Annotated in this window: 12 protein-coding genes; all 12 read right to left on the bottom strand. The window is 49.1% G+C overall.

The window, feature by feature from the left end; all coding sequences use genetic code 11:
* Nucleotide 1: 1 nt before the first annotated feature.
* The 12 genes from U5R06_00225 to U5R06_00170 all read right to left on the bottom strand — a co-directional run bounded on the left by U5R06_00225 (nucleotide 2) and on the right by U5R06_00170 (nucleotide 13,125).
* On the bottom strand, nucleotides 2–1,501 hold the full coding sequence (locus U5R06_00225; protein MDZ7721272.1) for a putative Ig domain-containing protein: 1,500 nt from the start codon (nucleotides 1,499–1,501) through the stop codon (nucleotides 2–4).
* Nucleotides 1,482–2,138 carry a hypothetical protein gene (locus tag U5R06_00220; protein MDZ7721271.1) on the bottom strand — a complete coding sequence of 219 codons (657 nt, stop codon included), beginning with the start codon at nucleotides 2,136–2,138 and terminating at the stop codon, nucleotides 1,482–1,484. Before U5R06_00220 ends, U5R06_00225 begins: the two co-directional genes overlap by 20 nt.
* A gap of 128 nt (nucleotides 2,139–2,266) precedes the next feature.
* A complete protein-coding gene (locus tag U5R06_00215) occupies nucleotides 2,267–2,476 on the bottom strand; it encodes a hypothetical protein (GenBank protein MDZ7721270.1) in 210 nt (69 codons plus the stop codon).
* A gap of 60 nt (nucleotides 2,477–2,536) precedes the next feature.
* The gene (locus tag U5R06_00210; protein ID MDZ7721269.1) at nucleotides 2,537–3,625 is read right to left on the bottom strand and encodes an SMP-30/gluconolactonase/LRE family protein; all 1,089 of its coding nucleotides are present in this window, start codon (nucleotides 3,623–3,625) and stop codon (nucleotides 2,537–2,539) included.
* Nucleotides 3,626–3,689: 64 nt separating this feature from the next.
* Nucleotides 3,690–4,514 (bottom strand): RraA family protein, encoded by an 825-nt coding sequence (locus tag U5R06_00205; GenBank protein MDZ7721268.1) that lies wholly within the window; start codon nucleotides 4,512–4,514, stop codon nucleotides 3,690–3,692.
* Between the two features lie 155 nt (nucleotides 4,515–4,669).
* Nucleotides 4,670–5,407 (bottom strand): fibronectin type III domain-containing protein, encoded by a 738-nt coding sequence (locus tag U5R06_00200; GenBank protein ID MDZ7721267.1) that lies wholly within the window; start codon nucleotides 5,405–5,407, stop codon nucleotides 4,670–4,672.
* 22 nt (nucleotides 5,408–5,429) lie between these two features.
* Complete coding sequence (locus tag U5R06_00195) at nucleotides 5,430–6,509, bottom strand: cellulase family glycosylhydrolase (protein MDZ7721266.1); 1,080 nt, start codon at nucleotides 6,507–6,509, stop codon at nucleotides 5,430–5,432.
* 104 nt (nucleotides 6,510–6,613) lie between these two features.
* Nucleotides 6,614–8,458, bottom strand: a complete 1,845-nt coding sequence (locus U5R06_00190) for a sodium:solute symporter family protein (GenBank protein MDZ7721265.1) — start codon at nucleotides 8,456–8,458, stop codon at nucleotides 6,614–6,616.
* A gap of 29 nt (nucleotides 8,459–8,487) precedes the next feature.
* Complete coding sequence (locus tag U5R06_00185; protein MDZ7721264.1) at nucleotides 8,488–9,918, bottom strand: glycosyl hydrolase family 28 protein; 1,431 nt, start codon at nucleotides 9,916–9,918, stop codon at nucleotides 8,488–8,490.
* Nucleotides 9,919–10,202: 284 nt separating this feature from the next.
* Nucleotides 10,203–11,039, bottom strand: a complete 837-nt coding sequence (locus U5R06_00180; GenBank protein MDZ7721263.1) for a hypothetical protein — start codon at nucleotides 11,037–11,039, stop codon at nucleotides 10,203–10,205.
* A gap of 44 nt (nucleotides 11,040–11,083) precedes the next feature.
* The gene (locus U5R06_00175) at nucleotides 11,084–12,340 is read right to left on the bottom strand and encodes a DUF1302 family protein (protein ID MDZ7721262.1); all 1,257 of its coding nucleotides are present in this window, start codon (nucleotides 12,338–12,340) and stop codon (nucleotides 11,084–11,086) included.
* Nucleotides 12,337–13,125, bottom strand: a complete 789-nt coding sequence (locus tag U5R06_00170; protein MDZ7721261.1) for an outer membrane lipoprotein-sorting protein — start codon at nucleotides 13,123–13,125, stop codon at nucleotides 12,337–12,339. Before U5R06_00170 ends, U5R06_00175 begins: the two co-directional genes overlap by 4 nt.
* Between the last annotated feature and the right edge of the window lie 7 nt (nucleotides 13,126–13,132).

Here is a 13,132-nt window from a genome sequence, read left to right as displayed (position 1 = left end):
ATTAAACACACCCGACAGCTGCAGATCCGTCGCTCAAACGTTTCGCCCAGATCTGTAGATCATCATTCTTGACAAAAGACCGTGCCTGTTCACCCAGCGGATCCTGATTGACGGCAATCACCTCGGCGTTGCACAGCAGATTCAGCGTAAAATCGTCCAGTTTGCTGAGATCACACCCGAGCAGCATCGGCGCGGATAACAGAGACCACAGGGTGATATGCGTATACTGTTCGCTGTAGGACAGCTGCGAAGGATGCACAGCCGGACCCCAGCCCACATGTCCGACCACCAGCATATCCGGATCATTCCAGTGTCCCGGTTCAGCATAACGCCATAATGAATCCTGTCCGAATCCAATTTCCGACATGCTGGTCCAGGTATCACGGATATCCCCGGTGGTGCGCCATAAATTACCGCCCGCTTGTTTACCCCACTGCCAGACGTTCCCCATGCCGTATTGGCACAGACTGTACACAATATCACGGTCCGCCTCGGTAATGACATCGCGCATCCGAAAATAGGGCTTTTGCAGTTCGTCCAGACTGTGATCCTCGGCAATGCGTTCATAACTGCACCAGTCATATTTCAGATAATCCACACCCCAGTCGCAATAGGTGTGGATATCCTGTTCTTCATGCCGATAACTGCCCAGGTAACCGCCGCAGGTCAGCGGTCCGGGAGAAGAATAAATACCGAATTTCAGGCCTTTTTCATGAACATAATCGCCCAAAGCTTTCATATCAGGAAACTTGTCGTTTGCCCGAATCTCGCCGGTATACGAGCGCGCCGGCGCTTCCCAGCCGTCGTCTATATTGATGAACGACCAGCCGTAATTCACCAGTCCCGTGGAAACCATAAAATCCGCCGCCTCGCGAACTTTGGCGTCCGAGACGGTCAGTCCCCAGCAGTTCCAGCTGTTCCAGCCCATGGGCGGTGTCAGGCTGAGCTGGTCACCGATTTTGAACGTCATTTCTTTCTCATCCATCCCCGCTTCATTGTCTACCCTCACAGTCACCGAATAATCATCCGCTGTTTCCACCCGGCCGGTGATGATACCGGTACGGGGGTCCAGTGTCAATCCGTCAGGCAAATTCTCAGCGCTGAATTCAAGCGGCCGTTTGCCACTGACCGGGATGCGGTACAAAAACGGATTGCCCGGTCGCTGTCCATACACCATCGGTCCATTGATAGACGGCGCATCTCCGGGAGGTGGTGTTAAAATATAAGGAACCTGTTCGCGGAACGCGACCGATTTATCAAAATTTCTTGCCGTAAAAACATATTCAGCCTTGTGCATACGCTGCAGATCACAGTTAAATTCGTATTGAAAAGAATCCAGGGCGCCCGAGTTCAGATCAACAGCAACGCTTTTGGTGTAAATTTCCCGCCCCTTGTCCAGGGTTTTGATGGAAACCGTGAATTGCCCGTCAAACTCGTAACGGTCAGAAACATTACGAAAATACAGGGTCCGGCCAAGCTGTTCATTTGGATTTGATTTCAAATCCGGTATAGGCTTTTTGGAATTGCAGATAATCTTTGATGCCCAGCACATGCACGGACAGCGGCTTGTCCGCATTCAATTCCGTGGACAAGCGATCCACATACAGTCCACCGTTGCCGCCGTGATCGTGCACCCGAACGGCCAGTGTATTAATCTCTCCCCATTGAATGCGTTGATCATCAAGGGAAAGGACATAACGGCGTTCGTATTGATAGGCGTCCGGATCACCGGTAAACTCCGGCGGTGTGTCGTACTGTCCTGCAGCAATCAATTGGCCGTTTTGTCCAATCAGTTTTCCGTTCAGAAAGGTCTGTTCCGTATCATCAATGGTGCCCAGATAAAATTGTATGCTGTCCTGAAGAACCGATGTCGATTTGAACGATTCCGGCAGGTCAAACCGTATGCGGTACCAGGCAAACCCGTCATAGGATTCTAGCCCCTGCTGCTCCCAGACTCTGGACGGGGACAGGGACTGCCACCCGGCATCATCATAATCCGGTTGTGCCCACATGAGACTGTCGCCGGTTTTGAACGCCCAGGGGCGTTCCAGGTCGATTGTTTCCGTTTGCTTCTTTTCCCCGTTTGAACAAGCCAGCAAAAACATGAAAATTACAGCTGATAAAATAAAAAATCTCATTTTCCATACTCCCTGTTCAATAAATAGATCCGCAAAAACAAAAACATAATTTGGCTTTCAACAAATGATCGACAAGACTAAACTGATTTCAAAAATTCGTGCATGAGTATCATAAATATCGTGGATGTTCAGAGCATAGCCGAATCCTTGAATCCCTCTCCGATGTACGGATCATAGTTTTCGGTATAACCGCAGGCGCCGGCCAAGAAATTCCAGTAGGCATGCACTCGCACATCAGGGTCGTCAAAATATCCTTTTTCAAAACAAACCATGCAAATATGATAAAAAACAGATTCAGCTTCATAACGCCTCCCTTTTTTCAGCGCAGCAAGGTGCATTTCCGCATGGAAACCCGATCTCCTGAAATCATTTTGATAATATAGGCGCCGCCGGACAGATCAGCCGCATTCCAGGCAAACGTGCTGCACCCCGGCATCGACAAAATCCTGCATTAACGTCCGCACTCGCTGCCCCCGGGTGTTATAAACATCAAAGCGCGTATATCCCGCTTGCTCCAGTTGAAATCGAATTCGGGTCGATTCATTAAAGGGGTTGGGGTAATTTGCCGCCAGCCCAAATTCATCCGAACGACCCCGCCCCTGAGCGTCCCTGACCCGACTGAGGGCGTCCACGCGAATTCGGTACACCGCATCTCCGGAGGTGATATAAAGAGTCCGGCGGTCAGCATCTCCCCAGGCGCAGTTGCTGGTCTGGCCGGGTACCGCAAGGGTGTCCAGTACCGTGCCGTCCGGGGCAAACACCCACACGCCAATCGGTCCGGTGCTATACACATGCCCCGCTGCATCCACAGCCATGCCGTCCGCATACCCGTGCGGCTGCATATAAGCAAACTGCCGTTTGTTGACCAGGACAGAATCATCCCGGACATCCCAGACGTAAATGCGTCTCGTTTCCGAATCATTGACGTACAGATGCGATTCATCCGGCGAGAACACAATGCCGTTGGGACGGTTCAGGGATTGATCCAGTAAATACAATTCACCGTCCGCAGAATAGCGGTAAATGCCGTAAAACCCCAGCTCTTCCTGATGCGACTGAATGCCATAAGGCGGATCAGTGAAAAACACAGACCCATCGGATTTTATCGCCATATCATTGGGACTGTTCAGTCGTTTCCCCTGGTATTCTGTCGCCAGTGCGGTCCAGGTCCCGTTTTCCGGCAGTCGGGCGACCTGACGCTCAGCGTGCTGCGCCAGCAGCAAATGTCCTGCTGAATCCAGCGCCAGCCCATTGGACTGTCCGGAGGGACTCAGAAATTCACGGATGCCGTCGGACTCTGTCCACTGGTAAATGGTATTGGCGGGGATATCACTGAACAGCAGAGAACTGTCCATCCAAACCGGCCCCTCGACAAACTGAAATCCCTCTGCTATTTTTTCCACTTTTGCATCCGGCGACACAGGAGACTGGGCAGCCGCCCCTCCGAAACACAACAGGATTGCAAACAACCCGGCCAAAGCATGCATTGTTTCTCTCCTCTCCGAAAACCCCGTGGGATTCCGAAATGGGTACCCACAGGGTTATTTGAATTTATTGAACGGTTTGATCGAGCGGCAGGCCCATGCTTTCATACAGGCTGCGGCGCCCCGCTTTGTCGCCTTTTAGAACGTTTTGAGCATGTTCAGCCACCTGTTTGGCAACGCGGCGCGGCACCACCACAACACCATCGCCGTCCGCGACCACGACGTCACCGGGACAGACCAGTACGCCGCCGATGCTGACCGGCCGGTTGACCGATTCAATTTCGTTACGCCCCGGACGAATCCCGCGTCCTTTGTGACGCAGATACAGCGGAACCTGCTGCTTGGCAATCTCGTCCGTGTCCCGCGACGAGGCATCAGTAACCACACCGACCGCGCCGGCTTTGTGCCAGGCTAAAATATTATATGAGCCGATAGAGCCGATATCTTTTTCCTCCACATCATCGATCACCACCACGCTTCCTTGTTCGATCAATTCCGTAAACGCTTCGTGGGAATATTTTGTATAAAACTCACCTTCCCACTGGGAAAAATTGTCCAGATTCTCCGGCAGCGGCCGCTTTTGCGTGGGAACATAGCGGACCGTAATGGCAATGCCGCGGAATTGATGCGACAAATCTTCAAAATCTTGCCAGTCCGGATGAATCGACGGATCCACCAGTCCAACGCCGGGCAGTCCCACCGCATCCATACCGTCGGACACGTCAGCGACGCGCAGTTCTTTGTACAGTTGCAATAGTTCTTCATTCTCTTCCTGGGTGTATACCTGGGTTTCGATGTAATTTATACCTTTTTCCAGCTCAGCCTTGTCCTGAGCCCAGACTATTGCGCTCATCAGACAGACACTCAAGAACATCATCAATACAGTCTTCATATCCTTCTCTCCTTTTGTTGATTCATACTCATCGCTCTCTAGCGATTCATTAAATTCTAACCATTTTCACCCAATATTAAAAGTAAACAAATGTCACCTTTTCCATAACAGTCAGTTCAACAGTCGCTGGCTGATTCTTGCGTCAAACCGGTGTATCATTTATAAAAAATCTCAATCCGGCTCATTTGAGTTTCGGCTGTCAGTTTGATTTTGATATAGCGCGCCTCGCTTTGCAAAGCGTTTTGGCTGAACAGAACCGGCCGCCAGTATCCGTAATACCCTTCTCCGGTGTCAATCGTATTGAGACCGCCCTCCACGCGCTCGTACTCTTTTGCATCCGCAGATAGCCATATCTCTGCATTTGCCTCTTTTGTCCGGGTAAAGGTATAAATATTCCAGCCGCAGATCGTGCCGGGGACACGATAGATCAGTTCATCACCGGACTCTCCGGATAGTCGCTGCATATCTTCTTTAAAACTGCGGTCATTCTCTGTCGATACTGTCCAATTGCCGCTTGAATGATACAGTCGATTCAAATGCCCCATTTCATCCACCAAAGCCTGACTGCCGATCTTGACGGACATCACGTTGGAGGGATTGGACCAGCCGGAGGCGTTCTTGGCGATCACCCTATAAAAACAAGTGGTTCCCGGCCTGGCGTCACGGTCGTGATAAAGCGGCATATACTGGGTTGCCGCATCGGAAATATTATAGCCCACAGTCGCCCAGGGACCCTTTGCAGATAAGCTGCGCTGTACGTCATAAGCGCGAGCCCCTGTGGAACCGCGCCACGAGATCTGGGCCACATGATCAATCGGCAGCAAAACCGGCGCATTCGGCACCGGCGGCATGGGATTGTCCAGTCCCTGAATCTCAAAAGCCTTTTCCCGCATTAAATCAATGAGCCGCTTTTCATCAGTACTCTTCCCCGGAATCAAAGCCGGGCCAGTGATAGGCCTTGAACACGCCGCCGCCCAAAGGTTCCGAATGCCAGTAAAATCCGCCGTGATGCCGGTGATAGCGCAGGCTCCAGATCAAGGCGCCGGGAATGGGGTTATCCATGACCCAGTCCAGATATTTTTCAATAACCGGAGTTCCGACAAACCCGAATTCACCCAGTACATACGGCTTGCGGCCGTTGATGTGGTCCAGGTTGATTTGAATATGCTTGAATATTTTTTCCGGGTCTGTTTCATAATGATGAGAAGAGATAATATCCACATTCGGATCGGTAATCGATTCCTCGCGCACCGGACGACTGTCAATGGCATGATAGCCGTCCATCAAAAGATGATTGATATCCAGATTTTTGATCAACCGGGCGATTTCCCTGGTCCATTCATACGGGCAGACCAGCTCATTGCCGGTTTCCCAGCACATGATCGCTTTGTCATCGCGGTATTGGACACCCGTGACGGTATTTTCGCGGGTAATCACATACTCGATGGTTGTTTTGAAATCGTCAATGAGCTGACGATCGGTGTAAAAATCGTCCTCGGATTTTGCCCGGAATGCGGCGTATTGGGGACGGCCGCCCATCCATTTCCACTGATTCAGGAACGGTAAAATAACACGAACACCAACCTGATTGGCAATAGCCAGCACCGTATCCATGGTGGCAAAAGCGCGTTCATTGAATTCGCCGGGACCCAGTACATACTTGGGTACGCCTTCGGCGTCCTCTTCAGAGCGTACCGGAAATGTATAGGCGCGCACCACCCGACCGCCCATCTGCTTGACGCTTTCCAGCGCATCGCGGATTTCGTACGCTGTTGGCAAAGCGTACTCGTGTTCGCGTGTAAAAGCCATTTCATCTTCCACAAAATTAAGATTCGGGATATTCCAGGAAATAAAGCGGAATTCCTGCTCGCCCTGCATCAGTCGCGAACCGTCAACTGTGATAAATTCTTTGAAAACAGATTGGGTCTGCGCCGGCAGCTGCGATATACACCCTAAAAAAACCAGCGTTGCTATCGTTATTGTTCTCATTCTCATAATGTCTCCTGATAAATCAGAATTTACAGCTGCAGGATAAAAGCAACCGGATTCTGCAGCCATCACAGAATCCGGTTGGTAACGATCCGATCTAAATCAACATTTTAATATCCGTCGCCCTGGATTTTGTCGTACCAGTTCTTTTTCAAAAAGAGGCTGGTTGCGGCGATAATCAGCGCGCAGACACCGGCTGCAAAGAATTTCAACGTCACAATATAAATGGCAATCGCCACCAGCGCCGTCTGCCAGATGGTTCCGACCACCACATTGATCATATCGCGGCTGAACACACTGTCATTGACAAAGGACGGATCCTCGGCCACCACCTTTTCATGAATGGGTTTCCAGAATCCCCAGGGCCTTACCTTTTTATAAAAATCCTTCAAAACCTCTTTATCAGATGGCGGGGTTATCAGCGTTGCAATGATACAGCTGGTCAGGGCGATCGCCAGCGTGATCGGGAAATAATAAATCTGACTGCCGCTGGGAATGAATTTGGCGAAAATCAGCGCCGGTACCAGTCCGCCGACCATACCCCAGAAATACCCGTATCCGTTAAACCGCCACCAGTACCATTTCAGCACATTCGAAGCCACATAACTGCCGAACAGACCGGATACGATCCATTTCAGCACACTGTCGATGTTCTGGGTGAAAACACCCAAAATCATACTGATAATCACCAGTCCCAGACCGATGAACTGGCTGACGCGGGCAATATGTTTGCCTTTGGCTTTGGGATTGATATAACGCAGGAAAATATCATTGACCAGATACGCCTGTCCGGCATTCAAAGTGCCGGAAAAAGTGGACACAAATGCAGCTGTGAGTCCCGCTAACAGCAGCCCCAGAAAACCGACCGGTATAAACTGCGCCATAGCAGACGGCAAAATCTGTTCAAAATCAATCCGACCGCCGATCAACAGGTTCAGCTTGTCAAAATACAACAGTCCCAATACAATAAAGCCGGTGATCATCAAATACCGGAACGGCATCAAAATCACAGACACCGAACCGCTCATCATACCCGCTTCTTTCGGATTACGGGTGGACAGAACTTTCTGCATGTCGTAATTGGGCGCAGGCCCGGCCATGGAGACCAGAATTCCCTTGAACAACAGCATCATCATGAAAATCGAAAACAACTCATATCCGTCATTATCGATGACCCGGTTGACCTGCGGGATAATATTGTTCCAGTCCAGGCCCAACCTCCAGCCGAAAAACGGATTAAACCAGCCGTCCGGTACATTCAACTGCCCCACTTCCGCCAGTTTGGTCATGGCAATAATGGCCACCACAATCGACGACAGGGTGATGATCGTATACTGGATCAAATCCGCCCAGACAATACCGGCCATACCGCCCAGCAGACAATACACCGTTGCCGCCAGGGTAAAAATGACGCCATAGACGTGCGGCACAAACTGCGGCGGTACAATACCCGGATTAAATCCAAAAAATCCGGCCACCGTATCCCAGGGGACAAAGATCATGATAAATTTTCCCAGTCCGATAAATCCATACGCGAGAAAGCCCAAACAGCTGATCAGAGCAAACACCACCACAATCATGTGTGACCAGCTGGTGTCCCTGCGGTCGCCGAACCGGGTGCGCAGCCATTCCGCGCCCGTGGTGGCGCCGGAACGTCTCAGCCATTTTGACAAAAAAATCATCAAAAAGATTTGATTGAATACCGGCCACAGCCAGGGAATCCAGATACTCTTCAAGCCGTAAATAAATCCGATCGTGACCAGCCACATCGTGCCGGAAATATCCAGCATACCGGACGCATTGGACAATCCCAGCAAATACCAGGGCAGGCGGTTGCCGCCCAGCAGGTATTCCTTTTCGCCCTGCTCCGCCCGCTTTTTCATCATAAACCCGATCGCCGTGATGGCGATCATGTAAAGCGCAATAATAATCAGATCAATCGTCTGCAGCTTCATACTTTCTCCTTTCCTTTACAGACTCTGTTTCACCGGATCTCTAGTTTCCGGGCGTTTGCTACATTCAGTTTCGCTTCCTGTCGGGTTTCAACCTTGTTCCCGTAAACGCGCAAATTGTCAATGACCACGTTCTCCACCGCATGCTTTTGATTGTAACCCGCGATGACGGAAAACGGCAGCGGCCCGTCCAATATGCTTATATTTTCAAATACGATATTCTTGATATGTCCCCGGTGTTCCGCATGCGCCTGTTTTTTACCCTCCGGCACTTTTTGCACGCCGTCCCAGGCGCCGTGCAGATAGTTCTTCTCGCGATAGGCCGGGTCCGGATGCCGGTCCAGACTGTATTGCGACAAAAAGACCGCCAAATCGATGAGTTTATGATCGGCATTTTCCACCCGGATATCCCGGTAGGTGACATCACATACCGTTGCATAATCGCCGTTGTGTATACTCATCACGGCACCGCGGTCCACATGAATCACATCGCAGTTTTCAAACAAAAGTTGCCGGACCGAATCGGCGCGCAGTTCAAATCCGATCTCCAGGGCATTGCCCCAGGACATGTTCCAGAACACCGAATTGCGCACCGTGATATTGGAAACGTTTACACCCTTTTTCGGTGTTTTCGGATATTTTTCATCGCCGCCCCAGGTTTTGATCACCACACAGTCATCATTGGCTCGGATAAAGGAATCATCAATATGCACATCCTGACACCCCACCATATCAATACCGTCCGAACCGAATTGATGATTGAGAATTTTAACATTTTCGATGCGTACATTGCGGCAGAACATGGGTTCGATGGTCCAGGTGGGATTGTTAACAATAAAAATACCCTCGATGCTTACATCGCGGCAGTGCTTTAACAGAATTTTACGATTTGCCGGCTGGGACCTGCCCGAACTATAGGCGCTGCCGTCCACCACACCCCGGCCGATGATCCGGATATTCTCAGCGTGCTCGGCGACAAAATACCCGCGCACCACCGCACCGGGTTCCAAAATGACGGTCTGATCGCTCTGCAGCTGAATCTCACCGGGCTCGTAGAGTCCGCGTTCGAATACCAAAGCATCTTTATAGATCTCGGGATCCGGAGAAAACGGTGGATTGGCAAACAGATACAGGGGGTGGGTGCTCTCACCGTTCAGCTCGACAGACAACTGTGCCGGTGCATCCAGATGAAAGCTGATGCTGTGATTCGTATAATCGAAATCAATATTATCAAACTTGGGACGAATATCCACCCAGCGAAGATCCTGTGCGGTTTCAATGCGCACATGCAGGACGCTATCCACATCAACGGAACAAAAATCAAATGTATCCGTTCGTGCCACAAACAGTTTTTCCCCATTCACATAGACATTATACATCTGAGAGGCAGCAAAACCGTCAAGGGGTTGATCAAATGCATACACCATGGTTGATAATAGAAAAAACGCAAAAAACAGTCTCATGCTCCGCTCCTCGGAAATCGTTTTCGCAACGTTTAACATAGAAATTTATTTAAAAAATAGCAAGTTTTAAGAAAAAATTTTCAGACTTGATCCGTCTGTTCATTTAATTTTTTTATCTATAAATATGATTGATTTTGATAAACTGCAAGCTGTTTACACAACCGAATCCTTTTATTCATTGCATCTCGAGGTGGGTGATGTCCGCGGACAGGGATGCATTTACTGTTACATAAACGCCCTGAATCAACTAACTGAACGCACTGTGGCATATCATAAATTTTTTGCTAAAATTGATGACCAGCAGACAGATAAAAATTATCTCTGCCGTCATCAGACACGCCCCGGAAAAAACTCACAGGCCCCACGGGTGAGTCAATTTGCAGGCAAAATGAAATTCCCGCTATGGGCTGTTTTAGCATTAAAGCGTTGTTACTCATCTCGGTCAAAGTTGCATTTGTGGAAACATACCCTTTTTTGTACACATTGATGCGATAGCGAAAATGCAGATCATCTCTGGTATCATAAATCAGCTGACCGGAAATCAGTCCATAGCGCTGACGTTGTCTTTGAATCGCAAGTGCTGTATTTTCTTTTGTGATCGATTCTGTCAACTTGATGCCGCCTAATATCAACCAATTGCGGCTGGGCTGAATACCACCGGAAAAACGAAGGTTCTTTTGGTTGACAGCAAGTTGACCGATAAACCTGCCGCGTTGATCGTAGCGAAAGAGAGCGTGCTGCTCATAATAGATTACATTATACAGCGTAAGGAGTGTAGCAAACAACCGATCATTCACAATCGACAGTCCCGCTTTTTGAGAGGTATCGCCCAGGCGGACAAACGGCATAAAGCGTTCGCCCCAGCCGATAAAATTAAAATGTGTTATTTGCAAAAAGCCGCGCAACCCCTCTGTATCATTATATCCGAATCCGATATTTACCGTTCGGGGATATTTTTCCAAAACATAAATATGAACAACGACTTTATGATCTGCAACAGGTTCAAGTTCGATCCATACTTTTTCAAACAAACCACTGGCATAAATCCGTTGAATACCGGCTATGGCTTTATCCGCATCATACAGATTTCCCTCTTTTAATGAAAATTCATTGAAAAGCAATGACCGGCGCGCGCGTTCGTTTTACTTTATAATGCATCACAAACCTAAAAACTATATTTGATTTTAAAATAACCCATATCATTATCCTCATATTGACCAAACCGGCCCTGGTCGCCGGTGAACAAATTGGCGCCCAAAAGGATCTCAAAGCCGTCGGACAAATCATAATAGAGACGCGGCCGAATCAGGGCATCATTATGATTCAGACCGATATAGGAAAACAGTTCCAGCGTCAACGTCTCGCGCAAAAAATCGCGCCGCGCCCGCACGGTCATGGTGTTTTCAAACTCGTCCTGTTCAATACCCGGTTCATAGTCGAGAATCGCCTCCTGAATAAACTGACCGCTGCATTGAATATCCCAGATGCTGTAATCCAGACCCAGCAGATAGTGCATATAATCTTTTTCAACCACCGCGTCCGCAACAGTCGGATCAGCGGTGTTGAAATACTTGCCGCGATAAAAAGCGCCTTCGCCGCGCATGACGACGGGACCGAGTGTCGTGCTGAAACTACCGCCTCCAAGGGTCAATCGATGATGCTTTGGCGTGACGGTCAGGGCATCAAGCTGTCGATTTTGCGGATCAAACCGTTTGCTGATGTGCAAAGTCGGATCATCATCCCAGGCAGTACCGGCCATGATTTCAACGTCAAGAGCCGAAGTGAGAGCGGAATACTTTATAAACCATTCGCTGTTTTTTAGCGATCCCTCGACCTCTTGTTGTGATGTGTCGAATTGCGGCGTTATGGGGAAATCCATACGCGGACGCCAAATCGAGCCTTCTTCCGGCATACGCGTCGGTGTGAACACCGGCAGCCACACCAGTTCCAAAGCGTGATTTCCAATATAATAATCCGCTTTAACCGCGGTAACACCCATACGGATTTCTTCAAAGTCCGGCAGCAAAAACTCGCGTAAATCTTTGGGAGACACAATATCGGTGATGAACACGCCCTGGGCTTTGCCCCAGATAATCTGCTGTTTGCCCACACGCACATCCATGGAACGAAAATAAATATCAATATAGGCCTCGCGCAGCCCGATTTTCTGGTCGCGGTCGCGGTAATGATAAACATACGGATTGGCCTTGAATGCCACATCACCCTTGCTATGCCGCAATTCCAGGTCAAGCGTATTCTGCACAATCAAATATTCGGTATCCTCACTCGTCAAAACACCGGTATACTGACGCACATAACCGTTTATTGACAAGCCTTGCGCCAGAAGCGGATGAACAGCAAACAACAATACCAGTCCTGCCAGAATGAACCGCAGGGCTTTTGGTTTTATTTTGCAATTCATTGAATCCCCCTTTTCATCATGCGTTCGGTAAATTGACGGTCCGGAATCCCTGTGTCAATCTTTAAATCCTTTAGTTTCATATCGGTGGTGTGATCTTTTTGCACATTGTGCATTTGACTATGGGTGATAATCCAGTAACTTTCAATTTCTTTATATTCTTTCACAGTCAGAGTTTTTAGATGACCTCCATCTTCATCATAGAATTCCTTTTTCAGGCCGATCCATTTGCTCGGAATTACCCAACTCAGCGTACGCGAATACATATAATCGTCTTCTTTGGGTATACTTTCTATCACGTAGCATTCGGCGCCGTCGAGTTTTTCCCGACGCAGCAATTTGTGAGTATCCTCGGACGGATGGCGGTCGCCCAGATCATCATAAGTGAAATCAGAGCCCATGAAATAATCACTTTTACTGTCACTGGAAATTCGTTTTATACGTCTCAGCGCCGGTAAATAGATCCACTGGTCGTCATCACGTCCGGTTTCGTCGTAGCTCCAGTTCATAAACGACGTGTTTCGCACATCGGCCGGGGACAGAAAAAACATGATCTTTTTTTCCACATCGCCGAAATCTTTGATAAATTGTTTGATTTCACGCACTCGTTGATCACCGCGCGAATTAATCAGGGTCATGGTGAGACGCCCCTCTTGATCCGTGCCGGTAGGCCGGTTGAACACGTTTTGAACAATGTCCAATCCGGTCAGGTCATTTTGTCCTAATGCGGCGAGCGGTAAAATAACCACTGCGAACAACAGTCTGATAATAATGTGATTAATTTTCATTGTATAC

The sequence above is a fragment of the candidate division KSB1 bacterium genome, from assembly GCA_034521575.1.
Taxonomy (GTDB): Bacteria; Zhuqueibacterota; Zhuqueibacteria; order Residuimicrobiales; family Krinioviventaceae; genus JAXHMJ01.
This window is presented reverse-complemented; position numbering and strand designations above follow the sequence as displayed.

Coding starts and splice junctions, on each gene's coding strand:
- U5R06_00170 (MDZ7721261.1), bottom strand. CDS start 13,125: ATGAAAATTAATCACATTATTATCAGACTGTTGTTCGCAGTGGTTATT.
- U5R06_00175 (MDZ7721262.1), bottom strand. CDS start 12,340: ATGAATTGCAAAATAAAACCAAAAGCCCTGCGGTTCATTCTGGCAGGA.
- U5R06_00210 (MDZ7721269.1), bottom strand. CDS start 3,625: ATGCATGCTTTGGCCGGGTTGTTTGCAATCCTGTTGTGTTTCGGAGGG.
- U5R06_00205 (MDZ7721268.1), bottom strand. CDS start 4,514: ATGAAGACTGTATTGATGATGTTCTTGAGTGTCTGTCTGATGAGCGCA.
- U5R06_00195 (MDZ7721266.1), bottom strand. CDS start 6,509: ATGAGAATGAGAACAATAACGATAGCAACGCTGGTTTTTTTAGGGTGT.
- U5R06_00200 (MDZ7721267.1), bottom strand. CDS start 5,407: ATGCGGGAAAAGGCTTTTGAGATTCAGGGACTGGACAATCCCATGCCG.
- U5R06_00185 (MDZ7721264.1), bottom strand. CDS start 9,918: ATGAGACTGTTTTTTGCGTTTTTTCTATTATCAACCATGGTGTATGCA.
- U5R06_00215 (MDZ7721270.1), bottom strand. CDS start 2,476: ATGCACCTTGCTGCGCTGAAAAAAGGGAGGCGTTATGAAGCTGAATCT.
- U5R06_00220 (MDZ7721271.1), bottom strand. CDS start 2,138: ATGAGATTTTTTATTTTATCAGCTGTAATTTTCATGTTTTTGCTGGCT.
- U5R06_00190 (MDZ7721265.1), bottom strand. CDS start 8,458: ATGAAGCTGCAGACGATTGATCTGATTATTATTGCGCTTTACATGATC.